Origin of the sequence: Neobacillus niacini (genome assembly GCF_023715785.1) — a bacterium.
Lineage (GTDB): Bacteria > Bacillota > Bacilli > Bacillales > Cytobacillaceae > Neobacillus > Neobacillus niacini_E.
In genome coordinates this window covers 50,875-76,606 of sequence record NZ_JAMBOX010000006.1, presented here as the reverse complement: position 1 = coordinate 76,606, position 25,732 = coordinate 50,875, and the positions used below count along the sequence as shown (strand labels likewise).

At 42.3% G+C, this 25,732-nt stretch carries 28 protein-coding genes; 12 read left to right on the top strand and 16 right to left on the bottom strand.

Features of this window, described 5'->3' with window-relative positions:
- Positions 1-106: 106 nt before the first annotated feature.
- Complete coding sequence (locus M3234_RS12805) at positions 107-1,303, bottom strand: MASE3 domain-containing protein (RefSeq protein ID WP_262305087.1); 1,197 nt, start codon at positions 1,301-1,303, stop codon at positions 107-109.
- Positions 1,304-1,699: 396 nt separating this feature from the next.
- Positions 1,700-2,521 carry an ammonia-dependent NAD(+) synthetase gene (gene nadE / locus M3234_RS12800; protein WP_262305086.1) on the bottom strand — a complete coding sequence of 274 codons (822 nt, stop codon included), beginning with the start codon at positions 2,519-2,521 and terminating at the stop codon, positions 1,700-1,702.
- Between the two features lie 105 nt (positions 2,522-2,626).
- On the opposite strand from nadE, the gene M3234_RS12795 reads away from it, so the two are divergent.
- Positions 2,627-3,139, top strand: a complete 513-nt coding sequence (locus M3234_RS12795) for an acyl-CoA thioesterase (RefSeq protein WP_262305085.1) — start codon at positions 2,627-2,629, stop codon at positions 3,137-3,139.
- A gap of 73 nt (positions 3,140-3,212) precedes the next feature.
- Here the strand turns inward: M3234_RS12795 and M3234_RS12790 are convergent, their stop codons facing one another.
- The 5 genes from M3234_RS12790 to M3234_RS12770 all read right to left on the bottom strand — a co-directional run bounded on the left by M3234_RS12790 (position 3,213) and on the right by M3234_RS12770 (position 7,846).
- Complete coding sequence (locus M3234_RS12790) at positions 3,213-4,214, bottom strand: DUF3231 family protein (RefSeq protein ID WP_262305084.1); 1,002 nt, start codon at positions 4,212-4,214, stop codon at positions 3,213-3,215.
- Positions 4,215-4,286: 72 nt separating this feature from the next.
- Positions 4,287-5,270, bottom strand: coding sequence for a cation diffusion facilitator family transporter (locus M3234_RS12785; RefSeq protein ID WP_262305083.1), 984 nt, complete (start codon positions 5,268-5,270; stop codon positions 4,287-4,289).
- A 193-nt stretch (positions 5,271-5,463) separates the two neighbouring features.
- Positions 5,464-5,697, bottom strand: coding sequence for a group-specific protein (locus M3234_RS12780; RefSeq protein WP_262305082.1), 234 nt, complete (start codon positions 5,695-5,697; stop codon positions 5,464-5,466).
- 77 nt (positions 5,698-5,774) lie between these two features.
- Positions 5,775-6,782, bottom strand: a complete 1,008-nt coding sequence (locus tag M3234_RS12775; RefSeq protein WP_396953950.1) for an AI-2E family transporter — start codon at positions 6,780-6,782, stop codon at positions 5,775-5,777.
- Positions 6,783-6,880: 98 nt separating this feature from the next.
- The gene (locus M3234_RS12770; RefSeq protein ID WP_262305081.1) at positions 6,881-7,846 is read right to left on the bottom strand and encodes a polysaccharide deacetylase family protein; all 966 of its coding nucleotides are present in this window, start codon (positions 7,844-7,846) and stop codon (positions 6,881-6,883) included.
- A 303-nt stretch (positions 7,847-8,149) separates the two neighbouring features.
- Here M3234_RS12770 and M3234_RS12765 point away from each other — a divergent pair, with 303 nt between their 5' ends.
- Together M3234_RS12765 and M3234_RS12760 are read left to right on the top strand one after the other, a co-directional pair.
- Entirely contained in the window at positions 8,150-8,371 is a 222-nt protein-coding gene (locus M3234_RS12765) for a hypothetical protein (RefSeq protein WP_262305080.1), read from the top strand.
- A 78-nt stretch (positions 8,372-8,449) separates the two neighbouring features.
- On the top strand, positions 8,450-9,079 hold the full coding sequence (locus M3234_RS12760; protein WP_262305079.1) for a DUF2085 domain-containing protein: 630 nt from the start codon (positions 8,450-8,452) through the stop codon (positions 9,077-9,079).
- Positions 9,080-9,089: 10 nt separating this feature from the next.
- Here the strand turns inward: M3234_RS12760 and M3234_RS12755 are convergent, their stop codons facing one another.
- The 9 genes from M3234_RS12755 to M3234_RS12715 all read right to left on the bottom strand — a co-directional run bounded on the left by M3234_RS12755 (position 9,090) and on the right by M3234_RS12715 (position 15,724).
- Complete coding sequence (locus tag M3234_RS12755) at positions 9,090-9,428, bottom strand: helix-turn-helix domain-containing protein (protein WP_262305078.1); 339 nt, start codon at positions 9,426-9,428, stop codon at positions 9,090-9,092.
- Between the two features lie 55 nt (positions 9,429-9,483).
- Positions 9,484-10,413 (bottom strand): type II secretion system F family protein, encoded by a 930-nt coding sequence (locus tag M3234_RS12750; protein ID WP_262305077.1) that lies wholly within the window; start codon positions 10,411-10,413, stop codon positions 9,484-9,486.
- 5 nt (positions 10,414-10,418) lie between these two features.
- Positions 10,419-11,375: a type II secretion system F family protein gene (locus M3234_RS12745; RefSeq protein WP_262305076.1), complete on the bottom strand. Its 957-nt coding sequence runs from the start codon at positions 11,373-11,375 to the stop codon at positions 10,419-10,421.
- A 2-nt stretch (positions 11,376-11,377) separates the two neighbouring features.
- Entirely contained in the window at positions 11,378-12,721 is a 1,344-nt protein-coding gene (locus tag M3234_RS12740; protein ID WP_262305075.1) for a CpaF family protein, read from the bottom strand.
- A 13-nt stretch (positions 12,722-12,734) separates the two neighbouring features.
- On the bottom strand, positions 12,735-13,907 hold the full coding sequence (locus M3234_RS12735) for an AAA family ATPase (protein WP_262305074.1): 1,173 nt from the start codon (positions 13,905-13,907) through the stop codon (positions 12,735-12,737).
- Positions 13,904-14,527: a Flp pilus assembly protein CpaB gene (cpaB, locus tag M3234_RS12730; RefSeq protein ID WP_262305073.1), complete on the bottom strand. Its 624-nt coding sequence runs from the start codon at positions 14,525-14,527 to the stop codon at positions 13,904-13,906. Before cpaB ends, M3234_RS12735 begins: the two co-directional genes overlap by 4 nt.
- Positions 14,528-14,573: 46 nt before the next feature.
- Positions 14,574-14,975, bottom strand: a complete 402-nt coding sequence (locus tag M3234_RS12725; protein ID WP_262305072.1) for a TadE/TadG family type IV pilus assembly protein — start codon at positions 14,973-14,975, stop codon at positions 14,574-14,576.
- Positions 14,972-15,484 carry an A24 family peptidase gene (locus M3234_RS12720; protein ID WP_262305071.1) on the bottom strand — a complete coding sequence of 171 codons (513 nt, stop codon included), beginning with the start codon at positions 15,482-15,484 and terminating at the stop codon, positions 14,972-14,974. Before M3234_RS12720 ends, M3234_RS12725 begins: the two co-directional genes overlap by 4 nt.
- A gap of 66 nt (positions 15,485-15,550) precedes the next feature.
- The gene (locus M3234_RS12715) at positions 15,551-15,724 is read right to left on the bottom strand and encodes a Flp family type IVb pilin (protein WP_262305070.1); all 174 of its coding nucleotides are present in this window, start codon (positions 15,722-15,724) and stop codon (positions 15,551-15,553) included.
- A 233-nt stretch (positions 15,725-15,957) separates the two neighbouring features.
- Here M3234_RS12715 and M3234_RS12710 point away from each other — a divergent pair, with 233 nt between their 5' ends.
- From M3234_RS12710 to arcC, 9 genes are all read left to right on the top strand, one after another.
- Positions 15,958-16,299 (top strand): DUF192 domain-containing protein, encoded by a 342-nt coding sequence (locus M3234_RS12710; RefSeq protein WP_262305069.1) that lies wholly within the window; start codon positions 15,958-15,960, stop codon positions 16,297-16,299.
- A gap of 69 nt (positions 16,300-16,368) precedes the next feature.
- Positions 16,369-17,232 carry a pilus assembly protein TadG-related protein gene (locus M3234_RS12705; protein WP_262305068.1) on the top strand — a complete coding sequence of 288 codons (864 nt, stop codon included), beginning with the start codon at positions 16,369-16,371 and terminating at the stop codon, positions 17,230-17,232.
- A gap of 207 nt (positions 17,233-17,439) precedes the next feature.
- Entirely contained in the window at positions 17,440-17,892 is a 453-nt protein-coding gene (argR, locus tag M3234_RS12700) for an arginine repressor (protein WP_262305067.1), read from the top strand.
- Between the two features lie 27 nt (positions 17,893-17,919).
- Positions 17,920-18,612, top strand: coding sequence for a Crp/Fnr family transcriptional regulator (locus M3234_RS12695; RefSeq protein ID WP_262305066.1), 693 nt, complete (start codon positions 17,920-17,922; stop codon positions 18,610-18,612).
- A gap of 333 nt (positions 18,613-18,945) precedes the next feature.
- On the top strand, positions 18,946-20,181 hold the full coding sequence (gene arcA / locus M3234_RS12690; protein WP_262305266.1) for an arginine deiminase: 1,236 nt from the start codon (positions 18,946-18,948) through the stop codon (positions 20,179-20,181).
- A 74-nt stretch (positions 20,182-20,255) separates the two neighbouring features.
- Positions 20,256-21,266, top strand: a complete 1,011-nt coding sequence (gene argF / locus M3234_RS12685) for an ornithine carbamoyltransferase (RefSeq protein WP_262305265.1) — start codon at positions 20,256-20,258, stop codon at positions 21,264-21,266.
- Positions 21,267-21,647: 381 nt separating this feature from the next.
- Positions 21,648-23,012, top strand: coding sequence for a M20 family metallopeptidase (locus tag M3234_RS12680; RefSeq protein WP_262305065.1), 1,365 nt, complete (start codon positions 21,648-21,650; stop codon positions 23,010-23,012).
- Positions 23,013-23,081: 69 nt separating this feature from the next.
- Positions 23,082-24,572, top strand: a complete 1,491-nt coding sequence (locus M3234_RS12675; RefSeq protein ID WP_262305064.1) for a YfcC family protein — start codon at positions 23,082-23,084, stop codon at positions 24,570-24,572.
- Between the two features lie 68 nt (positions 24,573-24,640).
- The gene (gene arcC, locus M3234_RS12670; protein WP_262305063.1) at positions 24,641-25,603 is read left to right on the top strand and encodes a carbamate kinase; all 963 of its coding nucleotides are present in this window, start codon (positions 24,641-24,643) and stop codon (positions 25,601-25,603) included.
- The last annotated feature ends 129 nt before the right edge of the window (positions 25,604-25,732 follow it).

The window sequence follows — 25,732 nt, the reverse complement described above, 5'->3', positions numbered from 1 at the left end:
CTAATATAATAAAACCTGCAATAGCACCTGTCAATTGAAAAATTTACCTCGCTAAAGTATTAGAGAATTAAAATAATTGCGCAAAAAAATGCGACCCAATGATGGGTCACATGACAGCAAACTTTGATCCTTTCTTGTTTCTACCCTTTATAGCAGGCTCCTGATAAAATCCAGTCATTTCAATAACAGATCCGAGCACCACTTCCGGTTCAAATTCATCGAACCCGGGCTTAATTGAGATTAACATTGTTTTATCAAGATGATTCATTTCAAAAACCGTTTTTTCTTGAAGGTTTAGCGCCAATTGGCAATATTCTTGGATTTTCGCAGGGTTCGCAGCAAAAACTTCCTTGAGCGGCTTCCCGATTAATTGATCTTTTTCAATATGCAGCTGCTGAAGCAATTCGCCCGCCCCATAAGTAAAGACAAACTGATTGCCCTTCTTGGCCGCTTTGAAAATAAACCCGGGCAGGTCGTTAATCAGCTTTTGATGTTCCATTTCGGCGCGCTCAAACTCCCCTTTTTTGAAATAAAAACCCTTCAGTATATAATAGAAGCCAATCGCCTTGAAAATATGGCCCGTAAAATTATCGAGGTCAAATACACTACGGTAAATGGTAAAAATCAAGCTGGTTAAAAGCAGGAAAAACAGTGCGAGCGCAATCGCCAGCTTTGTTTCACTTTTCTCCATGTGGTATTTGTAGAGCGTGAAAATGAGTGCGAGAAACTGCACGAAGCAGACGAAATATTCAATTCCGTTTTTTAATGGAGTCGTTCCCTTCCCCTCTATCACCAGGAGAGGGAGGCTTTTTTCAAAAGTAAAGACGACTGTTCCGATGGCACCAATCATTAGGAAAGCCAACAGATACATCGGAAAGCGGTAATCCCTTTTTAATTTCCAATTTGGAAGCACCAGAATGGCTAAAATCAACACGGCTTGAATCGCTCGTGCGGATACCCAGAACCAGGTAGCTTTGGCCACCGAGCTTTCAGTGAGGAAAAACGGCATTCCTTTGAATGTTAAGGTATGAAGCATATCCAACGTTCCCACAACGAGGAACGTAAACGACAGCAGCAGCATTTGACTCGACCCGGATTTTCCGTAGTTTTTCAATCCATATAGCATGATGGCGGATGATGTCGAGATGCTGAAGCTTTCAAGCAGGGTATGGAAACCAACATAATTAGTAGGGTTATAAATGATATTGATTTGCTCTTGGAACAAATGGATGCCAAGTAGCAAAACGATCGCCATCGTTGAAAAAACAAGAAATTTCCCTTCCGTTAATTGCGACTTCATCATCAACACCACCTCTATTGACCAGAGTTTTTCCTGATTTTATTATAGACCCGAAACAACCCTTAACACGGTTGCATTTATAGAATTTTTGTGAAAATTTTAAATACGTTTAGTGGATGGGGGATTTTCGGCCTTCGACTGCTCCAATAGGATTGCCTGTTTTTGTTGAGGACACTTTGCTTCACTTTTCACACCGTTCAGTCCTCTATCCACCTCATTGAGGACACTTTGCTTCAATTTTCACCCCGTGTTGTCCTCTATCACCCTGATTGAGGACACTTCACGTCAATTTCCCCTATGTTTTTTCCTCAATCCACCTTATCCAAATCCGCACCCTCTATTTTGAGGCTCTCTAACATCAAAAAGGGCCGCCCATCCAAGGCGGCCCCCCAAAAAAACTCACTTCCACCATTCATCAAACATGGAGGCGGGAAGTCTTCGCTTGTGTTCGCTCATCATATAGCGTTTTTCGACTTTGTCGGCAACTTCTGGCGAGACGGTCTTTCCCTCTAGGTAATCGTCAAGTTCATCATAGGTGATTCCAAGTTCCGTTTCATCGGCTTGGCCCGGTTTTTGATCGAGCAAATCGGCGGTCGGCACCTTTAAATACAGACGTTCTTCAGCACCGAGCTCTTGCAGCAGCGCCTTTCCCTGCCGTTTCGTCAGGCCCGTCAAGGGCAATACGTCAGCACCGCCATCGCCATATTTCGTGTAAAACCCGGTTACCGCTTCGGCCGCATGGTCCGTGCCAATCACAAGCAGACCCTCCATGCCGCCGACTGCGTACTGGGCAATCATCCGCATCCGCGCCTTTACGTTACCTTTTTGGTAATCGCTTAATGGCTGGCCAGGAGCAGTTGCATCATACTCCTTTTGTACCTCATCGACAGCTGCTTTAATATTAAACACCATTTCCTTATCAGCCTGAATAAACGCAATCGCCTTCTTGGCATCGTCCTCATCCTGCTGGACTCCGTATGGCAGCCGCACGGCTATAAACGTCGCGTCAGTCCCCTCACGACGGAGTTCCTCCACGGCCAGCTGCGCCAGTCGTCCTGCCAGCGTCGAGTCCTGGCCGCCGCTGACGCCCAATACATATCCTTTGGCCTTCGTTTTTAACAAATAATTTTTTAAAAAATCTACCCGCTTGCGGATCTCTTCCTTTGGTTCAATCGAAGGCGAAACGTTCAAATCCTTGATTATTTGTGCCTGCAAGCCCATCGATATCGAGCCCCCTTTTTTACATTATTGTTACTGTTAATGTACCACAATCGCTTCATTTTCACTAAAGTTAAGGGTAAATTATAGAGAGGAGGTTTTGAAAAAATGGACGCAAAAACATGCAATGAATCACGAGTGGTCCGGACAAGCCGGGTGTTTCCGAACGATGTCAATAACCATAACACGCTGTTTGGCGGCAAGCTGATGAGCGATATGGACATGGTCGCATCAATTTCAGCAACAAGGCATTCCAGGAAAGAGATTGTCACGGCCTCAACCGATTCCGTTGATTTTCTTCAGCCTATCACACAACAGGACTCGGTGTGCATCGAATCGTTTATCACGTGGACCGGCACTTCATCAATGGAGGTGTTTGTTAAGGTCATCGCTGAAAACCTATTAACCGGTGATCGAAAAATCGCTGCAACCGCGTTTTTAACTTTCGTTGCCCTTGATGAACACGGCAAACCAACCCCGGTACCAAAAATCATCCCGGAAACAGAAGAGGAAAAAAAGCTGTTCGAAACAGGAAAAGAACGTGCTGAAAAACGGAAGTTGCACCGCAAAAACAGCAAGGAGTTGGCGGCTTATTTTACGACAAAAAAGCCTTGGGAATGAGTGCAAACTCGCCCATCGGCCGTTTTGTTGGGAATAAACACCCCAAAAGGTTCGCTGCCATCAAACCGCGAACCTAGTCTATTTTTTGAAGGTCCCTCCTGCTTGGCGCCTGGGGCGGTTCTTGGAACCAGCCGTGATCCATCATGATATCGACCCCTTTGGCGGAATACAGCAGGATCTCTGCAATGTATTTTTGGTAATGCATGACCAAATCAGACCTCATTGACAGCGACAGAGCGTGGCCGAGCAGGGTAATGTCAATACTATTCAGAGAATGAAAAAGGGTGACGACCAGACGGTCAGAAAATGGACAGACAGTTGAGTCCGTCACCTCCATGTTGGTCGAAATGTTGCCCAACAGTTCCTCCTTCATCAAAATATTAGTAAAGGTTCTAATTTGATACTCGGATATTTTTTTCCCCTGCTTTATGAAGGCATGGATTTCCTTGTCCTTAACAACCTGAAGCAAGCCCATACAAAGCAAAGTAGAAAAGTAGTTTCGTTCGATATTGAAAAAAATCTCAGTGATTTCGGCGACGTTTACCGGCCGCTTTTTTCCAAAGCCGCTAAGGTAGGAAAGCTTTTCTGCATATTCCACCTTAGTCGGATAAGGAATCATTGGCGGTCGGTCATATAAGCCTTTCTTTAATAGTAACTCCGTGGATTTCTGGTATAAAACCGTGGATTCCTGAACCATTGTCACGAAAAAATCGAGCACATCTTTACGGGCAACATTTGCGGTAATAAAGCCCGTGTTAATCATCGATAGCCTGCTCATCATGTAGATGAAGGTGAGCCCGAACATATCATAAAATAATGGCGGGGCTGATAAATCAAGGTCATCCTCAGAAAAACCTGCTGGCACAGCAATGCCCTCCGCATTACAGATGCCGGTTATTTTTTCAAGATGTCCATTTGAAATCTGATAGGCCTGCTGGTAAATAGTCTTTAAATCATCATCCTGATTATGATGTTGGAAATAGGTGAGCAGGCAAACGGTCATGCTCTCTTGTAAATAGGCCGCCCAAAGACCGGCGATTTCTGAACTTGATAACCTGATGCTGCGCTCAACCATCACATATGCCCCCTAAAACATTCTCTACGTGTAGATTTCCAAACATTAACCTGAGTTATTCTCAGGTATCATTTATTTGGTTTTGGTTTCAGCAGGTTCCTTCTCTCCTTGCCAAGTTATTACTCCGTCTTCTTCGTCAATCTCAATTTTGACATCGGCCACGCCGTTTTCTGCGAATATTTTTTCATGCAGGCGGTCTTTAATGTCATCTGCCTCCGCAACTGTCAGACTCGGGTCGATTTCAATTTCCAGCTCGACATGCAAATCCTCGCCTTCCTTTATGACGGTAATTTCCTGGATATCCTTGACATCCGGGTCCGCCATCACCATAGCACCGATTTTGCTCTCCATTTCTTCGTCCGCCTGACCGATCACTCCAGCGGCATTGTCCAAAAACACTCTGCCGACTACAAAAAACATCATAAGCCCAATCAAAATAGAGGCAATTCCCTCAAGCCGATGGTAGTCAGTAAAATGGGCGATTACTACGGCAAGAATGGCTAAAACACCGCCCGAGGTGGCAACCAGGTCTTCCATGAACACTAGCTTGGTTGCCGGTTTTGCCCTGCCTAAATGGGCAAAACTTTTTACAAAAACAGTCGGTCCGCTTACTTCCTTACCAACTTCATGGAGCACCTCCTTCATCGCTTTGTAAAGGACAAAGGTTTCCAACAGGGTCGCAATTACCAGCACAATCAGGTTGATGATGAAGCCGCCCGACTTGGTAGGATGAAGGACATGATGGTACCCTTCTCGGATGGTTTCAAACGCCATGATTCCGACGATCAAAACAGCGCCAAGCAGAACCAGATTGACCAGACGGCCAAATCCGTTAGGGAATTTTTCCGTCGGGGCCTTTTTGCTTAATGCTGACCCAAAGAACACAAAAAATTGGTTTGCCGCATCCCCCAAGCTGTGCATCGTCTCCGCAAACATCGCAACATTCCCAGTAAACATATAGGCGATCCCTTTTATGATCGCAATAACCGTATTGACAATCGCCGCAAGCATCGCCGATCGATTTCCACGTTTCAATAATTGAAAAATTTCTCCCATTGTATCCCCAATCCTTTAATTGAATTTGCTAACCTTAATATTTTCTTTATTGAAGCGATGAATGCAGGTAAGGGAATTTTTCCATAATGATGAAAAAATAAGGACCTGTCTTGAAAGCGAAGAAGGGAACGAAGAAGGGATAAAATAAAAAGACCCCCATACAAAAAGCAGGGGGCCCTGGTAAATGATTCGTTTATAGGTTTCTCAACACCATATACAACCGGCTGGTCCGTTCACCCTTCTCTTCTTTGGATGCCAGGTCATATTTTTTCAATAAGTGAAACACTTCGTTCAGGATATCCTGGGTGTGTTCCTTGGCGAAAAACGCTTCAAATAACGGCACCATATCCTCAGGCAAAAATGGCTTTTGCGACTCGTACTTTTTTTGAACATCCTCATGGGTATGATCCAGCTTGCATTCACTCATGAAAAAATCCTCCTATTTCAATGATAACCATAGCATACCATTTTTACGTCCAAACAAAAAAGCCCCGAATAAGGGCTTTACGTTTTCTTCGTTTCCGTAACCTCCAACACATCCAGGAGGAACACAAACACCGGAATTCCGATGATCAATCCCCAGACGCCAAAGAAGTGCTCGGAGAAGATCAACACAATGAATGTATAGAATACGGGAAGATTGGTTTTCGAACTCATTAAGTTTGGATTCAAAATGTACGCCTCAATTGCATGAATGATGGCAATCGCGATTCCGACGTACAGAACCTTGATAAAACCGCCAATACTATAGGCAATAATCGTCAACGGGATCAACGAAATGATGACTCCGGCAACCGGGATCAAGCCTAATACGAATATCATGATGGATAAGCCGCCAAGCTGCGGAAAATCCATCAGCCATAAGGCCAGAGTGGTCAGCACACAGTTGACAACCGCGATGATAATCTGAGCCTCAATGACTTTACCGAAGGTTCTAACGAATTTTTGGGCAAAGAATTCAATTTCTACATAGATCGAAGCAACCTTGCTCGTTCTGAATTTCCTGGTAAATTCAATCAGGCGCGGTTTTTCCAATAAGAAGAATAAACTTAGCAATAGTCCCAGCAGGACCTGCAAGCTAATCTTGCTGATATCGGTAGCATATCTGAATAGAACAGTTACCCCCTGTTCGAGGTAGCTTGAGATTTTTTCCTCATTAATTTGGCCGATTATATAATTCAACACCACATTATCATGCTTCGATGTATAAAAAGCAGTCAGCTGTCTAATTAACTGGGTAATCTCACTTACAATCATCGGCAGGTACATGACCAAAGCATAGGAGAGCAATCCGACAATTACGGCATACGATATCAGGACCAGCAGCCTACGATTTAGCGGGATTTTCCGTTCAATAAATTGGACAAGCCGGTCCATTAGGAAGGTAAAAATGAACGTCAGCAATATTAAATTAATCATCGACCGCATCGCATATAACGCAATGGCAACGAAAACAAAGATTAAAATCCTTTTGAAACTGCTGCTTTGAAAGAGTTTATTTATCATCGGCAATTATCAAACCCCATTATTCTGACTATAATCCACCCATCCAGTGAAATTACATGTTTATTATAACAAATTAAAAAGGAAATTTCCCATGTAGAGTATGATTAAAATTGAACAGGAACCATTGAGCTGTCAATCGCTTTGAGTTCAAAGCCCTGCTGCTTTAAATAGTCGAGCAGCTTCGGCAAATGGGCAAGTGTTTCTTTTCTCTCATGAAGCAAAATGACAAATGGGCCCGAATGATTGGCCTTAGCATTCATTTGTTCTATGACTGAATTGACATAGCGTTCATCTTTATAATACCAATCCTTGCTATCGATATTCCAATCCCACATTAGATATCCATTAGCCGCTACAGCCGCTTTATATTCATCGGTCATATACGGCGCGCTGCCGTATGGGGTTCGCATCAAGTGCGAATCAATGCCTGAAATTTCAAGAAGCGTATTCCGATTTTGGTTTAACTCACCCAAAACGGAGTTGGCCGAAGCATAAAATGCATTCTTATTGTGGGACACACTGTGGAGCCCAACCGCGTGTCCTGAATCAACCATCAATTTAACCGCTTCAGGATACCTTCGAATATTCCCATCAATCATGAAAAACGTAGCTTTGGCATTATATTGCTCCAACAACGTGACAATCTCTCCGCTAAATGACGCCGGGCCATCGTCGAAGGTTAGAAAAACAGTTTTATTGTTAATCGCTGATTGTGCCCCATCAGGCTGAGTTTGATTAGCATTGGGTTCAGTCGGCGTTGTTTGGGAAGCAGTGGCATTTGATGCAGGCGGTGTCGCGGCTATATCAGATGATGTGGTATCCGTGCTTTCACGAGATGAAGCCATCGCCTTTTCCTGATGTTTGCGATGCAGTTCCTTCTCAGGTTTTTCATTAAGATAGTTGGCCGCTACAGCCTTTTTGATATTTTCATTGTTTTTATGATTAGTAGTTTCTTCGGCAGCATTAGCCTTAAAGTAGTTTGTCACAAGTACGGCAGTAAACAATACCACAATCGTGACAGCAAGTGCGATGACACCCTTGACCTGTCTTCTTTGCTTAAGTTTCCCCATTTTTCCATCCCTCTTTGTTAATTTTATTTCCTTCCTCATTATAGACGAAAATTCGACCGTTGTGTTTCATATCTATTAAAAATATTACAATTCTATTAAAACATTAGCCAGAATAGTAGAAAATCAGACAAGTTCCAACAAATCCCTTCTTTATCATTGTAACTTATATATGATGATAATGGTTGAAAAATTATAAATTTTTTCCAAAAAACAGACAGGCAAAATCCGGATGATTTTCACATACATATCAAGGAATGAAATGAATTTCATGTTGGCCGAAGCAAACCAAGTGGAGGTGTTGAAGTGTCCGGCGGACTGAAAGCCCTGCTTTACATCTTATCGTTTTTCATACCTGTAGTTGGACTTATTGTAGGGATTATTTGGATGAATGGTGAGGATGTTGAAAAGATGGCCATCGGCAAGACTTGTTTGATTATTGGAATTGTCTCGATTGTATTGAGCTGTATTTGTTGGTTTGCCGCAACAGCATTTTCGATTGTCCCGGCGTTTATGACGGGGTATTAATTTTTTGTAAAAAAAGACGAGACCCAATTCATCTCGGGTGAATTGGGTCTCGTCTTTTTGGGAAAGGAGTGATCACGTATGCTGGATGAAATACTTCATTTCTTTGGTGGGGCAATATGTCACCAGCTTGAGGACCGTTCACTCATGATTGATGGTAAACCACTATCTGTCTGTGCGCGTTGCACAGGGATTTATATAGGGATTTTTTCAACCTTGGTTTATTTACAATTATTCAAAAGGAAAGTAAATATAACCATTCCTTCAATTAAAATGAGTTTTTTTCTTCTATTATTAATGGTGCCGCTAATTATTGATGGGATCGGATCATATATCAACCTTTTTGAAAGTAATAATCTTAGGAGATTAATTACTGGGATGTGTTTTGGGTTTGTGTTACCGTACTTTCTATTTCCTTTGATTTTGGGAAAATCACTTAAGCACGTAAGTCAGCCAGTAATAAAAAATAATAAGGATATGTTTATTCCAATTCTTTTTAGTGCATCAATCGGTGGATTGGTATATTGGAGTAAACTTCCTTATTATTTATTCGATAGCTTAATAATTTTTACTATTGTTATCTGGTTTAGCTTATGTGTTTCATTTATGTTTTCACGTCTTAATATTCCAGCTTTAAGATTAGCCGTTTCTGTATTTATAAGTCTGGGATTTTTATCTATTCTTTCCCTTTTACATCAAATGGCCTCTTAATAAAAATTGATTATTTGTCCGAGTTAATGGCATCCAACAAATCTTTAATTTGTTTTATTTTTTGAGGACTCAGTTGCTCCTCATTCAGCTCAATTTCAACTTTTAGTTTATTCATTCCAGGTTCCTTGTCATTATTGGAAGGACTAGTCCCAATTCGATTTTTCACCAAGTATTCAACATCAACTTGTAACGCTTGCGCTATTTTTTCCAAAATATCCAAACTTGGATTTGTCTGAATACCCCGTTCCAATAAGCTTATATAGGACTTTGAAATCCCCGTCAAGATACTCAATTTTGTGATTGAAAGCCCTTTTTCCTTTCGGAGTCTTTGCAGTATTTGTCCATCCATTATACCTCTCCTTTTTGAACACCTTCCTTAAAAATTGTGAACCGGTGGGGCATTTTTACCCGCCCAGCCCCTTCGTCACCAATGTAATCACTAGCGGCCCTAATATTACGATAAAGAGGGAAGGAAAAATGAAAAATACCATCGGAAACAGCATTTTTACCGGCGCCTTCATCGCCTGCTCCCGGGCCGACTCACGCCGCTGCTCCCGGACACGCAGTGTCAAATTCCCCAACACCTTTGCCATACCGATTCCGAGCTGATCCGCCTGAATCAGCGAAGTAATAATACTTTGAAATGAGTGCGACGGCACCCGTCTCCTCAATTCATAGAAGGCTTCCCGTCTTGATTTTCCAAGCTTCATATCTTCCAACGTCATCAGGAATTCATCCGCGAGCGGCCCTTTTATATTGTAGGAAACCTCTTTCAAAGCCAAATCGAGGCCCATGCCGGCTTCCAACAACAGGTTTACGGTATCAAAGTAATCCGGCATCGCTTTATTGATTGCCTTGATTCTGGCTGTTTTCTTTTTCCCAAGATAAAAAATCGGCAGCCGGAAGCCCAGTAATACCATGGTGGCGACCATCACCCAGGCCAAGGTTTTATTTTCGGCACTTGGAAAAATAAATAGAAAGATGGCAAGGCCCATGCCGGCACTAAGCAGAATTTGAAACAACCTAAAATCAATGGCCGACTTCAATGGATATCCCGCATCTCTAAGCAATGAATCCAATCTTTTTCTATCTTCTTTCGAAACCTTTTTATTTAAGGCCTCAGTTCCTTTTTCCCAATATTGATCGAAAATCTGCTTAAGCTCGGATTTTTGTTTCTCCTGAAAACTCTCATCATTTTTAATGGCGGTTCCGCCAAAATACGTCTCCACACGTTCATTGATCGCAATTTTTCTTTTATAAATGGTTAAGAGTATCGCCGCAAACATCGTCGTTACAAACCCGGTTATTAAAAATACTAAAATCAAATCTCCCATTGTGGTTACACCTCAATTTGGATGATTTTCCTGATCCAGATCCAGCCAATTATATTTCCGAATGCCCCGACAAATATCATCAACCAGCCTAACGGATGCTGCAGCATCGGTGCAAAGTATTCCCAGTTTACTAGCGATAAATAGGCAGCAAGTGCTATAGGCAGCAGGGCAATAATCCACGATGACAGCCGGCCTTGTGCGGTTAATGTGCGCAGTTCTTCGAGAATACGCACCCTCCCCCTGATTGTTTCCTCCATCGTTTCAAGAAGTTCAGCCAAATTTCCGCCGCTTCTTCTCTGCGCCAGAATCGCCCTGACGACCACTTCCAATTCATTATTCGGCATTCGCTCAACCATTTCTTCAAAAATATCCTCCATCGGCATTCCCAGTCCCGCTTGCCGGAAAGCACGATCAAATTCCGGACCAAGCGGATCGGGGAACTCCTTGCCGACAAGCTGCATCGCCTGCATGAAACTAAAGCCCGCCCGCATAGAATTGGCCATCATCCCCAAAACCTCAATCAGTTGATAATTGATTTGCGCCAGGCGCTTTTTTCTTTTTTGCTTCATTATAGTCTTCGGAATCATAAATCCAACCGCAAACGCAACAATTAGAAGATACCAAGGCAGCCCAAGCAGAAAGGTTAAGATGATGGACCCGGCGGACGCCAGAAATCTTAGCGCCAAAAACTCTTCCGGTTTATATGTGCTGCCGGCTTCATTCAATATTTTTTCTGTTTTCCTGCTAATTTTAACATTTTCAAAAATTGCGGAAATGGAATGAAAAAATCGATAGACAACTGATTGCGGTTTTTCTTCCTCACTCTCCACCGTCTGTGAAGAGTCCAAGAAAGTTTTCATCCTGTGATCCATTCTTTTTTTTGCTGAAAGTTTATTTAAAATGAGGTAAATACTGAGAGTGCCGCCAATACAGACAAGAAAAGTTAGGAGTGCGATTTCCATATCTACCAACCTCCAAAAAACCATGACGCAGGTAATTTGTAGCCATTTACTTCAAGCTGTTCGGTAAACCTTGGACGGATTCCAGTGCTTGCAAAATCTCCGATAATCCGTCCATCCTCGGTGTAGCCTTTTTCTTTAAAAACAAACAAATCCTGAAGAACAATTGTATCACCCTCCAAATTTAGCACCTCGGTAATATGCGTGATTTTTCTTGTGCCATCCTTCATTCTCGCCTGGTGCACGATTAAATCGATCGCATTGGCAATTTGTTCCCGAATGGCCTTTATTGGCAATTCGTAGCCTGCCATTAACACCATCGTTTCGATCCTGGAAAGAATATCCCGTGGAGAATTGCCATGGCCGGTACTTAAACCTCCCTCATGGCCGGTGTTCATTGCCTGAAGCATATCGAGCGCCTCGGCACCACGAACCTCACCGACAACAATTCGATCCGGACGCATCCTTAGGGCATTCTTCACCAAATCCCGAATCGTAATTTCGCCTTTTCCTTCAATATTTGGTGGACGGGATTCCAGTGCAACAATATGTTCCTGATGAAGCTTTAGTTCGGCTGCATCCTCAATAGTGACAATCCTCTCATTATTAGGAATAAAAGACGACAATACATTTAATGTCGAAGTTTTCCCAGAACCTGTTCCGCCGCTAACAAAAATATTGAGTTTCGATTTTACACACAACTCAAGAAATTCGGCCATTTTTACATCTAGGGTCCCGAAATTGATCAAATCTTTTATCGTAAATGGTGTATCAGAGAATTTACGAATGGTGAGGCTTGGACCCTTTAAAGCGAGCGGTGGAATAATGGCGTTAACCCGTGATCCATCCGGAAGGCGGGCATCGACCATTGGCGAGCTTTCATCGATTCGGCGGCCGAGTGGTGCGACAATTCTCTCAATGACCCGCATGACATGCTGGCTATCAACAAAATGAACATGGCTCCGGTATATTTTTCCCTCTTTCTCGTAATACACCTCATCGTAGTGATTCACCATCACCTCGGAGATTTTCGGATCCTCTAACAACGGAGTGATCGGACCATAGGCTAAAAGTTCATCAGTGACGTAATGGATGATTTCCTGCTTTTCTTCAAATGTCAGCCTACTGCTCTCTTGTTCAAAAAATGTATCTGCCAGTTCGATAATTTTCTGTTTTTCCTTTTCTTTCGTTTGCCCGGGGTATTTTTTCAATTCTTCTAACAGATAGTTATGAAGATTGGTTTCCATCTCCCAAAATTCTAGAGATTTATTGATGTCAGTTAAATCAGAAACATTCTTTTTTATTTCAGTAGCCTGCGCTTCTTCAATATACTTTTTAAATAATGACACTTATTTCACCGCCTTATTTCCCAAGTAGAAACCATTTTTTCTCTCTTTTCTTTTCGACCGGCTCTCCACTCAGGTTGTCAGCCAGTTGCCAAACCGCCTTTCCAAGATGGCTGCGCGAATTAGAGAGCATAAACGGCTGACCCGCATTAATCGAGGAAGAAGCGATTGTAACCTGGTCAGGGAAAGTTTGATAGATTTTTGTTTCTAAAACCTCTTCGATTCTAGTAATGTCAAGACCCTGTCCCTTACCATATCTATTCAAAATCAATTTCACCTTTTCCTTAAGATGAAGCGTTTCCAAGGTTTCAAGATAAAGCTTGCATAACCGTACTATCGATAATTCATTAACAGTAAGGACGAGGATTTCATTCGCCATATTAAGACAGCGCAAATGAATTTCTGATAAATAGGGAGGTAAATCAATCAGGATGATGTCAAAAAATTCTTTTGCCTCTTCGATTGCCGCTTTGATATGTATTTCGGATATCCCTTCAAAAAATTCAGGGCGTGTCGGTGCGGCAAGTACAAAGACATCCCCATCAACTTGTGTCATATACTGTCTGATTGAGAATTGTTCGCGGCGATTTCTTTCCTTTACCCATTCGTAAATAGTCCGTTTAGGCCTCTCGTTGAAATAGATGGGAACTTCACCAAATTGGAGATTGCCATCAATCACCGCAACTTTTTTCCCCATTTTGGCAAAGGCGACTGCAAGATTTACTGTGATAACTGTTCTTCCAGTGCCTCCCTTGGGACCGGAAACCGCTATTACTTTGCTGCTTTCCTTTGCCAGTTTCGTAACATCAGGCTCCATCTTAGCCCGGTGCTGCATAAATTTTTTGGCATGGGCAGCGGTTTCCTTCAGTTCTTCGAGTCCGAATCTGGCAAGAAGAGTATCGGAAGCCCCGACTTGCATTGCCTTTTTCAAATTTTCCTTTTCTTCGGGCAATATCAGAATGATGTAAACATGTGGATAAAGAGCAGAAATTTCTTGGGATAGTTCGTAGACGCTGTAGTGTAATTGGACATTAAGAAACAAAACAGTTTTAGGGTCATTCAATGCTGGGTGAAGTCGATCAATCTTGTCTATGATTTTAAGACTGTATTGCTGCCTTTCCAAAAATGTTTTGATTTCTTCTGGACAAGTGTTCGTATCGGAAAAATAAACCCAGTTTATGTTCATCATTTCGTATTAGAATCCCCCTCTTTAATGACTTCTCTCGTTTGTTTATAGCCTGCCTTTCCTGTTTCCGGATCTTCCGTATTACGAAGCATTAAATAGAAACCATCCTTGGCTTTCGAGGCCAGACTTAGCATGACGCCTTCCTCAGGTGTAACTTCCAGCGTAACCGTTTCATAGTTAAGCGCGGCTTCCATGTTATCAGCTGATTTACCAGACGTAAGTACCTTAACGTTCTCAAGGACAAGTACAGCTGATTTATACTCTTTGCCTGTTGCATCGTCTTTGATAGTTTCATAGGCAATTACATCGACCATGGAATTTGGAACGATGTAGCCGGAAACACCGTGCTCCACTTCAGCTCTTATGGAGATAGCCCTTTTACCCTGGCTGACATCGACAACCGGATTAACAAACTCTCTTTTCAGAGCCTTTTCCTTCTCCGCTTGTTTCTCTTTCCTAATTTCTTCCGGTGATTTTTGAGCAGCTGCATCTTTCAGTTTCTGACCAACTGAAGCACTGGCTGGTGTCGTATCATTTTCCTTTGCAAAGATGGTTAGATAAACAAAACCTGCGACAGCAACTCCGAATATTAAGGATATTATCCAGATTTTTTTTGTGTTCATAGTGGACCTCCTATACCTAACCAATGTGAATAATAAAATTCATTTGTTATTCCACCCTCATTACAGTTGTATCTGTTATGGAATATTCTGAAATTTTAGTATCAAACAATTTATCTAAAAGACTGACTAGCGGAGTAATAAAACTAAATTTATAATTCAAAACTATTTTTGCTTCTGAACCGCTAGCGAGACCTGTTTTTCCATTTGGGAAGATTATCGTTAATTTGTTGGTAGTGTCTAGGCTGCTGGTAGTTGATGTAATCTTACTATCTATAGTCGCCTCATCACTTCCAATACTCATCAGTCTGGCAATTTCTCGACCTGTATGGTCTAAAGTTAAATAGACATGAAAAGCACGACCAAAATCTACAATTGCAAACAATAACATTACCAAGATGGGCAAAATTAGTGCAAACTCCACCATAGATTGACCTTTTTCTGATTTCATTTATATCCACCCCAGATTAGCGTACATAAAGTACCTAGAACAATAGCAATGCCGTAAGGAAATAAAATTCGACTTTTTTCTTTACCTATAGGAAAAATTATAGACCCAAGATTACTTCTAAAAAAAACAACATTAAAAATTAATGATTTAATTAAGTTTTTTAAACCATTATTTTTAACGATTAAAACAATTGCTATAAAGCCGCCAATCAATCCGGTATAAATAAAAGAATAAAATACAAAGCTTGTTCCCATTAATGCCCCTATGGCTGCCATTAGCTTCACGTCTCCAGCACCCATTCCGCCCAGTAAATAAGGTATTAAAAATACAATTAAGCCAACAAAAAAGCCCTTCGCGCTAAAAAGAAAACCTTCATAACCCGCGATTAAGCTATTATGAATAACTGCAAAAATAATGGTAGGGATAGTGATTATATTAAATATTTTGCGATATTTTAAATCGGTAAATAAACAAATCAAAAGAATAATTATTAATATTACATTTACCAATTATTGCTCCCCCTTTTTATTGAAAAACCCCGCTTCTCAAGCCTGAAAAGCAGGGCTAATTACGGATTATTGTTTTTTCTCTATAGCAGTAGTAATCTCACTAAACCAACCAGATATTTTTGTGCCTAGAGTTGCTAGCAATGCTACACAACCAACTACAATTAATCCAATAATCAATCCATACTCGGTTAAGGCTTGTCCTTCTTCTTCAACAACTAAATTCTTAATTTTTTCTAGCATTTCATTTCCTCCTTTAATAATTTACGGTTTTTTTGTTCTGTATTTGAAACTTAATTTTAATATATATTGAACGATAAATTTTGAAAACTCTCATTTTTGTTCGTTTTATCGTACTTTATTATAGTTTTCTAGATAACCCTTTGATTTTCTTGCTTTTTCTTAATATTTTGTTCTTTTAAAAGAACATCAAGTTTAATATAATGAAATTAATAACAAAATGGAGGAGTTTTAATATGAAAGGAAGCAAAATTAATATTCCTTTTAGAATAAAAGTGGCAGATTCCTTTTCCACTAGGTTAAAAGGATTAATGTTTCGAAAGGAACCTATTAAAAGTGAAGGACTCTGGATTGTGCCTTGTAACGCAGTGCATATGTTTTTTATGAGGTTTCCAATTGATATTGTTCTGCTTAATAAACAAAATGTAGTAGTTAGAGTATATCAGCATTTAAAGCCCTGGAGAATGACAAAACCTTTAAAATATGCTTATTCTACACTTGAACTCCCAGCAGGATCGACCGAAAAATTAGGGATTAAAAACGGTTGCATTATCCATTTTTCGAACCTTGGGAAATAATTAAAAACTCTAAGTTATAACTTTAAAATTATAATTCATTATATAGAACAAAAGAGAGGGGAATATCTATTGTATAAAATATTTCTTTATGAGGAAAAAGGTCAATCATTGGTCCTTATTGCTGTAATGTTAGCAGTATTAATCGGATTTGCAGGAGTAGCAATTGATGGCGGAAGATTATATGCTACAAAATCGGACCTTCAGAAGGCTGCAGATGCCGCAGCATTAGCAGGGGCTCAGGAACTACCAAATGCAAGCACTTCTAGAATCTCTGCAGAAGCATACGCTAAAGAAAATGGAGTCAAACAGGCAGAGATTACTTCCATTAATTCTTCTTATCAAGGTGACACAACCAAGATTGAGGTTAATTTGACAAGAAAGGTTTCATTTACTTTTGCAAGAGTTTTGGGATTTACGAGCACAGATATACCAGCTCGTGCAGTAGCTCAAAACGATAAATGGGATGGAGAGGCATTACCTTTTATAAATCTGGATAACAAATACGGGGCAGAAGGTACAATACTTAAAGCTTGGAATAAAGTCGACCCTGGTGATAAGGAAAGAATCCATAATGATGATTTAGTTATTTCGAAAGATAATACTAGTATCAAAGTTAAGTACCAAGATGGATCCATTATGTTTAAAAAAGGGAAAGATAACAGTATTAATGCTGCGTTGGATAATATATTGAAAGTGGGCAGAACTGTATATTTGTTTAGTTTGTCAAACAAGGTAATAGATTCTGGAGTTTACCAAAAGAAAGGTTCGGAAGAATTGAAGAACAAAGATCTAATTCCACTTAAAGATACGGTTCTTTTAGAATGTGAAATCGTTGAAGTTAAAAATAAAATTGTTACCTTAAAGTTTATGAAAGTATATGATATATCTGCCGGTGTTTTACCTAAGGGTGATACTTCAAAATTAATTGAGTAGAAAATGCTCGCTGCCACTCGTTTGGCAGTGTTTTTTGTTGGTTTAGATTAAATTTTGTAGCAGCACTTTTTTGATAGCTTCATATGACAATGTTATGATGTAAACCGTTCCCAAATCCTTCAAAATATGTTCACCATTTATCCATTTCAATTAGAAGAATTTAGCCATATGCTATAAATGAGACCACTATGAAAGCGGGTTCCGCCTATGAATAGAGAGATGCGTTTACAGCTTATATCTGAACTGATTACTGAACAAGAGGTGAAAACCCAGGAAGAATTGCAACAGTTGCTTTATGAAAGCGGTTTAAGTGTGACACAGGCGACGATTTCACGGGATATCCGGTCCTTACAGCTAATCAAGGTTCCTTCCAAGGATGGTACGCCTAAATATAGCTTTAAAGTCGATCAGGAACATTTAAATTCAGAAAAGCTGCGGCACAAGTTTAGGGATGCCCTTGTCAGCATGGAGGTTATTAACTACTTCATTATCATTAAAACATTGCCAGGCCATGCCCATTCTTTCGGTGCGCTCCTCGATTCGATGGAGCTTGACGGCAAGGCCGGAACGGTCTGTGGCAATGATACCTGCCTGATTATCTGCCGCTCCCCCCGCGATTCGCTTAAGCTTAAGCAGCAGCTTGAGTTATTGAAAAAATAATGATTCACACCGAAAGGAGAATGCCACATGCTCAACTCCAACGTGATTCATATGGATGCGCTTTATGATTTGAACCAGTTTGATATCTTAAAAGGCTTGCAAACCAAAACCCTGCAAAAATATTTGCCCTATTTTTATTTTCGCAGCTACAAGAAACATCAACGCTTGTTCACGCAGGGTGATCCCCGAGATAAAATCTACTTTTTGATGGACGGATACGTAATGTATGAGCGGAGCAGCGAGGATGGCAGCATGCTTTATCTTGATTTTATTAAAAAAAATCAGATGTTTCCGTATGGCGGCTTGTTTCAGGATAAAGCCTACCAGGACACTGCGATTGCAGTGACCGATGTGTATCTTTACTTTATGGAGACACATGTGTTAGAAAATTTGATTAAAACACACCCAAAACTTTTATTCCACGTTATTTCCAAACTGTCCGATATTTTAATTCTTCATCAAAAGAGGGTGCAAAAAATTCTTGTCCCGAACGCCCAAGACCGTGTTTTGCATACGCTGCAATTTTTAATGGAGGATCTTGGGGTTAAGGCCGACGGCGAAATCGTCATCCCTTGTCCGCTAACTGCCGCCAATATCGCCAAAATATCGGGGACAACCAGGGAAACGGTCAGTTTATTCATGAATCAATTAAAACGGGAGCAAGTCATTTCCGTTGATTGCAAGAAAATCCGATTTCATCAACCTGAATATTTCCATTAAGGGGCGGCTCTCAGTGCTGGTCTTTTTTTATGCTCATTTTTCAGAAAATTAGAACTTCAGTTGTGAACTATATTTGTCATTCAATCGATATGCAAGAAATCCCCCTTGACAATGTCGAAATGTATAAGATTTTGCATAAACATGCATGGCCATTTAAGGAGGTCAACAAAAAAACGTAAGGACTTTAACAGATGGGGTGTTAGATCGGTTACAAAAGCATGAGGCTGTTATCGCTTACAATGAAGGTGTAGAAAGGATAGTTAATTAAAAGGAGGAAGAAAAATAATGAGCAGTATCCTGGAACTGACTTCTCCGAAGCATACACAAAACCAGCTGAAGCATCCGATCCATGTGACATCAGAAATCGGTACCCTTCGAACCGTTTTAGTAAAGCGCCCTGGCAAGGAAGTCGAGAATCTTACCCCTGAATATCTGCAGCAATTATTGTTTGACGATATTCCCTATTTGCCAATCATTCAGAGAGAGCATGACTATTTTGCCGAGACATTAAAAAATAGAGGCATAGAAGTCCTATACCTCGAAAAATTGGTTGTTGAAACCCTGAGTAATCCAGAGATAAAAAAACAATTCATTGATGATATTTTACGAGAAAGCAAGGCGAATGTCAACGGGGCTTCCAGCGTATTGAGAGATTATTTACATTCGTTCACGACTGCCGGCATGGTCGACAAAGTGATGTCAGGGATTTTGAAAAAAGAAATTGAGCCGAGCAAGAAATCTCACCTATACGAGCTGATGGAGGATCATTATCCATTCTATCTTGATCCGATGCCGAACCTTTATTTCACCCGTGACCCGGCAGCAAGCATCGGAAACGGCTTGTCGATTAACAAAATGCGCGAACCGGCACGGCGCCGCGAATCCTTATTCATGCAATATATCATTAAGTATCATCCACGCTTTGCAGGCCACGACATTCCAGTCTGGCTGGACCGCGACTTCGGCTTCTCGATTGAGGGCGGCGACGAATTGGTACTAAGTGATGAAGTGATAGCGATTGGGGTTTCTGCCCGGACTTCGGCGAGAGCCATTGAAAAATTGGCTTTAAATTTGTTCAAAAAGCAATCTAACTTTAAAAAGGTTGTGGCCGTAGAAATTCCAAAATGCCGCGCGTTTATGCATCTTGACACCGTGTTTACGATGGTGGATTACGACAAGTTTACGATTCACCCAGAAATCCAAGGCCCAACCGGCAATATGAATGTCTACATTCTTGAAAAAGGACCGGATGAGGAGCATGTAAATATTACGCATCGCACCAACCTTCAGGAAGCGTTAAAAGAAGTGCTGAATCTTGATGAGCTTGTTTTGATTCCTTGCGGTGGCGGCGACGAAATTGCGGCATCCCGTGAGCAATGGAATGATGGCTCCAACACGTTGGCCATTGCACCTGGTGTTGTCGTTACTTACGACCGAAACTACATTTCCAATGAGTTATTGCGCTCATACGGCATTGAAGTGCTTGAAATTGCCAGCTCGGAATTGTCCCGAGGTCGTGGGGGCCCACGCTGCATGAGCATGCCGATTGTGCGTGAGGATCTTCGCTAGTAAAGGAAGCGGCCGGTTTGATGCCGGCCAGGGATGAATTTTTCAAAAAAAACAATTTAAAGGAGCAGATTCAAATGTTTGCAGTTGCACCTAATTTATATGGAAAAAGCTTTCTTCGCGAAATGGATTTTTCTAAAGAAGAGTTCTTATATTTCATCGATTTGGCCATGAAACTGAAGGATGAGAAGAAGCACGGCATTCCACATCGTTATTTGGCCGGCAAGAACATTGCATTGCTTTTTGAAAAACCATCGACACGTACTCGCTGCGCCTTTACTGTGGCTTGTATCGACCTTGGAGCACACCCAGAATATTTAGGAAAAGACGACATCCAGTTGGGCAAAAAGGAATCCATTGAAGACACAGCTAAAGTTCTTGGCCGTATGTTTGACGGGATCGAATTCCGCGGCTTTGAACACAAGAAAGTTGACATGCTTGCTGAGCATTCCGGCGTACCAGTATGGAACGGGTTGACTGACCAATGGCATCCAACCCAAACACTTGCTGACTTTTTAACAGTAAAAGAAAACTTCGGCCGCTTGGAAGGCATCAAGTTTGTCTATGCAGGCGATGGCCGCAACAACGTGGCCAACAGCTTGCTTGTCGGCGGCGCACTTGTTGGTATGGATGTTCGCATCGTCACTCCTGAGTCCCTGTTCCCAGATGCTGAAATCGTGGCGATTGCTGAAAAATTTGCTGTTGAATCCGGCGGCCGTGTGACCATCACCAGCAATGTCGACGAAGGTGTGGCCGGTGCTGACGTCATTTACACAGATGTATGGGTATCCATGGGTGAAGAAGACAAGTTCGCGGAAAGAATCAAGCTTCTCTCTCCATATCAAGTCAACATGGAAATGGTTAGGAAGACCAGCAACGACAATATGATTTTCTTGCACTGTCTGCCTGCGTTCCATGACCTTGAAACAAGCTATGGCCGCGCTATCCATGAAAAGCATGGCCTGCCTGAAATGGAAGTAACCGACGAAGTCTTCCGCAGCCAGCACTCCAAGGTGTTTGACCAGGCTGAAAACAGAATGCACACCATTAAAGCAGTAATGGCGGCTACTTTGGGTAAACTAGAATAGTGGAGTTTTTAGGAGGAGATGGAGATTTGCTCCTTCTCCTCTTTCTGAGGTGGTTGGCGAGTTTGCTGTCGGATGGGGTTTCGTTACTGTCGGATGAGCTTGCTTAACTGTCGGATAGGATCTCTTTCTGTCGGATAAGCTTGTTTTACTGTCAGATATGGTAATTTACTCGTGGATGAGAGTGCGTTTCTCTCAGATAACTCGAATTTACTCTCGAAGTTAGCGGTTTACTTGCAGATAAGCTACCCTAATTTGCGGATACGCACTTCTAACTTGCGGATAAGCTACCCTAACTTTCGGATATGCACTCCCAACTTGCGGATAAGATAATACTACTTGCGTTTTAAGAAAATTCCTTTAAAAAGGAGGAATCCTTGGAGCATGCCAATGAATAATATCTCCGAATCTTTCATTCCGGAGCTTCGAAAAATTGAAAGTGACTTCCATCAGGCGTTGATGGAGCTGGTGAAAATTCCAAGTGTCATCAATGAGGGCGAGGACGGGTTCCCGTTTGGCCGTGATATCGACCGTGCGTTAAGAAAGACCCTTGAAATCTGTGAGAAGCTTGGGTTCAGAACTTTTTACGATCCGAAAGGCTATTACGGCTATGCCGAGATTGGTGCTGGCAAAGAAATGATTGGCGTTCTCGGCCATCTCGACGTTGTACCTGCCGGAAAACTGGATGAATGGGTAGAGTCTTCTCCCTTTCAGCCAGCTATCAAAGACGGGAAAATGTACGGACGCGGCACCCAGGATGACAAAGGTCCGACACTCTCCGCGTTATTTGCGGTAAAAGCGTTAATGAATCTTGGGGTTATTTTTAAAAAGAGGGTTCGGTTTATCTTCGGCACTGACGAAGAAACACTGTGGCGCTGCATGAATCGCTATTGTGAAATCGAGGAAATTCCTTCAATGGGCTTTACCCCGGATTCTGTTTTCCCGCTCGTGTACGCTGAAAAAGGTTTACTGCAGCTCACACTTGAAGGCCGCAATGAAACCGATTTAAGAATTACTGGTGGTCATGCATTTAACGCGGTGCCTGACACAGCCCGATACGGTGGACCTAAGTTTGCAGAATTACAAGCAGCATTAGATGAACTAGGGTTTGGCTATGAAACAAATGATCTTCAAATTGCTGTTCTCGGGAAATCTGTTCACGCCCAAGTGACCGAAAAAGGCATTAATGCGATTAACCGCCTGCTCATAGCCCTAAAACAAATCGGCTACACCTCAAAAACAATTGAGTTTATCAATGATTTGGTCAAGGAAGACCCGTTTGCAACGGCGATTTTTGGAGAATGTGAAGATGAAGCTTCCGGAAAGTTGAAGTTCAATGTTGGAAAGTTGGAGTTAAACGAGGAAGTTGAACGATTGTCGATAGACATTCGCATCCCGGTCACAGCGGATAAAGAAGAGATCGTTGCGAAGCTTTCGGCAGCGGCAGCAGGATACGGCCTGGAATATAAGGAATTCGATTATCTGAAATCCATCTACATTCCAAAGGATGATTTTTTAATCAAGACATTGATTGGTGTTTATCAAGAGGTTACCGGTGACATGGAATCACAACCGATTTCCTCCGGCGGAGCCACCTATGCCCGTGCGATGGACAATTTTGTAGCTTTCGGCGCGGTGTTCCCGAATCAAACGAAAACAGAGCATCAGCCAGATGAGCACATCGAACTGGAAGAAATGTTCAAAGCAATGCTGATTTACGCCAAGGCGATTTATCAATTAACACGATAGGCTTGCATTCTTGCGGAGTGACGACCGCGCTCCGTGAGATACAATTCCATCTTAATGGAGGAATTCCAAATGAAAAAGTTTAAAATGCCTACCGCTTATACGTTATTATTCCTGATTATTGTTGTGATTGCGGCGTTAACCTGGGTGATCCCGGGAGGAAAATATGACACAAAAGTCGACAAAGCGACAGAGACGGAAATCCCTGTTTCCGGGACATACCAGCAGCTTCCGAGTGCCGACCAAACACCACAAGGTTTGTGGGAAGTTTTGAACGCTCCGATTAACGGATTTTTCGATGCAAAAGATATCGCCTTGTTCGTTCTGGTCATTGGCGGATTCCTTGGGGTTGTCATGAAAACCGGGGCGATTGACGCCGGAGTCACGAGGGTTATTCGGAAATTGAAGGGCCGGGAACAATGGCTAATTCCGATTTTGATGACCTTGTTTGCGATCGGTGGTTCCACCTACGGGATGGCCGAAGAAACGATTGCTTTCTATCCAATTTTAATTCCTGTCCTAATCGCAGCGGGTTATGACGCGATGACCGCGGTAACCATTATTGCGATTGGTGCAGGTGTGGGTTGTTTGGGGTCGACAGTTAACCCGTTTGCGACCGGGATTGCTTCCGGATTTGCCGGCGTTTCCATAGGTGATGGCATGCTGCTTCGCCTTATAATCTTGGTTGTTACCTTAATTATCTCCATCCTGTTCGTCATGCGGTATGCGAAAAAGGTAAAAGACGACCCGTCCAAATCGATTATTGCCAATATGAAAGAGGATAACGAAAAGCATTTCTTAAATCAAAAAAATGAAGACATTGAATTTACAGGCAAACGCAAAGCTGTTCTCACCGTATTCGGTCTAACCTTTGTCATCATGATTCTCGGCGTTATTCCATGGGCTTACAAATTTAATATTACTATTTTTGAAGATTTGGTAAATGCTTTAGGAAAAATTCCATTCATCGGAAAATTGCTTGGCGGCATGATTCCGCTAGGCGACTGGTGGTTTGGCGAGTTAACGATGCTGTTCTTAACCGCCTCTATTATCATCGCGTTCATTTACAAAATGGGTGAAGAGGATTTCACAAGTACTTTCATCAATGGCGCGCGCGACTTGCTTGGAGTAGCCATTATCATCGGAATTTCCCGCGGCATCACCGTTGTCATGGATGCTGGCGGTATGACCGCAACTGTACTGCATTGGGGCGAAGGCATGCTGGATAATATAGGTTCCGTGATGTTTACGAACCTGTCGTACTTATTCTACCTGCCGCTTTCCTTCCTAGTTCCATCGACTTCAGGACTTGCAACGTTGTCAATGCCGATTATGGCGCCATTGGCGGACTTCGCCGGTGTTGGCCGTGACATCATGATTACCGCTTACCAAAGCGCATCAGGGATCGTCAACTTGATTACACCAACAAGTGCGGTCATCATGGGCGCGTTGGCGATTGCCCGTATCCCATACAGCACGTATCTGAAGCATGTTTGGAAATTAGTATTGGTGCTATCCATTGTGGTTATGGTGCTAATGAGTGTTGCTACCATTATGGCTTAAGAGATTCATAGGGCGGCGCGGGTGAGTCCCATACCCTGACTTAACAACGAACGGAGAGGCGATTATAGATGAAAAAACAAAAAGTGGTTGTTGCCTTAGGCGGTAACGCGATTCAATCAGGTGATGCTTCCGCAGCGGCACAGCAGCAGGCGCTTGAAACTACAGCCCGTCAATTGGTTGATTTTATTGAACAAGGAATAGATATCATTATTTCGCACGGCAATGGGCCTCAGGTGGGTAATATTTTGTTACAGCAGGCAGCCGCCGATTCCGTGAAAAATCCGGCAATGCCGCTTGATACATGCGGCGCGATGAGCCAGGGCATGATCGGCTACTGGATGCAGAACGCCATGGATAAAGTGCTACGGGAACGGGGAATTGTGAAAAATATAGTGACGGTTGTGACTCGCGTGGCGGTCGATGCTGCTGACCCAGCGTTTGAAAATCCAACCAAGCCGATTGGACCTTTTTACAGTGAAGATGAAGCTGGGCGGATCATGGAAGAAACAGGGTTCAAGTTCAAAGAAGATGCCGGCCGGGGCTGGAGACGGGTGGTAGCATCACCAAGACCAGTCAGCATTTTAGAGCACGAGGTGATCAATTCCCTTGTTGAGGCTGGTAATATCGTGATTTCCGTTGGTGGCGGCGGAATCCCTGTCGTTAAAACAGAGACTGGCATTATTGGTGTCGAAGCGGTCATCGATAAAGATTTTGCCTCGGAGAAATTGGCTGAGCTGGTGAACGCAGATGCATTGGTGATTTTAACCGGTGTTGATAATGTTTGCATTGATTTTAACAAACCAACAATGAAAAAATTGAGTGACGTGAGCATTCCAGAATTGAATGGTTATATTGCAGAAGGCCACTTTGCACCTGGCAGCATGCTTCCTAAGGTTGAGGCAGCCATTCAATTCGCGGCGACCAGTCCGGGTCGAAGGACAATTATAACTTCGTTGGATCAGGCAGTAGCGGCCGTTGAAGGAAAAGCGGGTACAGTGGTTTCCTTACTGGGTGCACCGATTCTGGCGTAGATTGTTAAAAGCAAAATTTCTCTTTTTAGAAAAACCCCCTCTTCGAATGATGATTCGGACAGGGGGTTTTAGTCTTTGAGAATTATTGACGACACTTTCCTTCATTTGTTCACCGAAACTGTTATCAAT

Excerpts from the sequence above, each read along its gene's own strand:
- M3234_RS12805 (WP_262305087.1), bottom strand. The coding sequence starts at position 1,303 with ATGATGAAGTCGCAATTAACGGAAGGGAAATTTCTTGTTTTTTCAACG.
- M3234_RS12710 (WP_262305069.1), top strand. The coding sequence starts at position 15,958 with ATGAAAGGAAGCAAAATTAATATTCCTTTTAGAATAAAAGTGGCAGAT.
- M3234_RS12715 (WP_262305070.1), bottom strand. The coding sequence starts at position 15,724 with ATGCTAGAAAAAATTAAGAATTTAGTTGTTGAAGAAGAAGGACAAGCC.
- argR (WP_262305067.1), top strand. The coding sequence starts at position 17,440 with ATGAATAGAGAGATGCGTTTACAGCTTATATCTGAACTGATTACTGAA.
- M3234_RS12755 (WP_262305078.1), bottom strand. The coding sequence starts at position 9,428 with ATGGATGGACAAATACTGCAAAGACTCCGAAAGGAAAAAGGGCTTTCA.
- cpaB (WP_262305073.1), bottom strand. The coding sequence starts at position 14,527 with ATGAACACAAAAAAAATCTGGATAATATCCTTAATATTCGGAGTTGCT.
- M3234_RS12695 (WP_262305066.1), top strand. The coding sequence starts at position 17,920 with ATGCTCAACTCCAACGTGATTCATATGGATGCGCTTTATGATTTGAAC.
- M3234_RS12680 (WP_262305065.1), top strand. The coding sequence starts at position 21,648 with ATGCCAATGAATAATATCTCCGAATCTTTCATTCCGGAGCTTCGAAAA.
- M3234_RS12760 (WP_262305079.1), top strand. The coding sequence starts at position 8,450 with ATGCTGGATGAAATACTTCATTTCTTTGGTGGGGCAATATGTCACCAG.
- arcC (WP_262305063.1), top strand. The coding sequence starts at position 24,641 with ATGAAAAAACAAAAAGTGGTTGTTGCCTTAGGCGGTAACGCGATTCAA.
- M3234_RS12780 (WP_262305082.1), bottom strand. The coding sequence starts at position 5,697 with ATGAGTGAATGCAAGCTGGATCATACCCATGAGGATGTTCAAAAAAAG.
- M3234_RS12770 (WP_262305081.1), bottom strand. The coding sequence starts at position 7,846 with ATGGGGAAACTTAAGCAAAGAAGACAGGTCAAGGGTGTCATCGCACTT.
- M3234_RS12785 (WP_262305083.1), bottom strand. The coding sequence starts at position 5,270 with ATGGGAGAAATTTTTCAATTATTGAAACGTGGAAATCGATCGGCGATG.
- M3234_RS12795 (WP_262305085.1), top strand. The coding sequence starts at position 2,627 with ATGGACGCAAAAACATGCAATGAATCACGAGTGGTCCGGACAAGCCGG.
- M3234_RS12750 (WP_262305077.1), bottom strand. The coding sequence starts at position 10,413 with ATGGGAGATTTGATTTTAGTATTTTTAATAACCGGGTTTGTAACGACG.
- M3234_RS12675 (WP_262305064.1), top strand. The coding sequence starts at position 23,082 with ATGAAAAAGTTTAAAATGCCTACCGCTTATACGTTATTATTCCTGATT.
- nadE (WP_262305086.1), bottom strand. The coding sequence starts at position 2,521 with ATGGGCTTGCAGGCACAAATAATCAAGGATTTGAACGTTTCGCCTTCG.
- M3234_RS12790 (WP_262305084.1), bottom strand. The coding sequence starts at position 4,214 with ATGGTTGAGCGCAGCATCAGGTTATCAAGTTCAGAAATCGCCGGTCTT.
- argF (WP_262305265.1), top strand. The coding sequence starts at position 20,256 with ATGTTTGCAGTTGCACCTAATTTATATGGAAAAAGCTTTCTTCGCGAA.
- M3234_RS12745 (WP_262305076.1), bottom strand. The coding sequence starts at position 11,375 with ATGGAAATCGCACTCCTAACTTTTCTTGTCTGTATTGGCGGCACTCTC.
- M3234_RS12725 (WP_262305072.1), bottom strand. The coding sequence starts at position 14,975 with ATGAAATCAGAAAAAGGTCAATCTATGGTGGAGTTTGCACTAATTTTG.
- M3234_RS12735 (WP_262305074.1), bottom strand. The coding sequence starts at position 13,907 with ATGATGAACATAAACTGGGTTTATTTTTCCGATACGAACACTTGTCCA.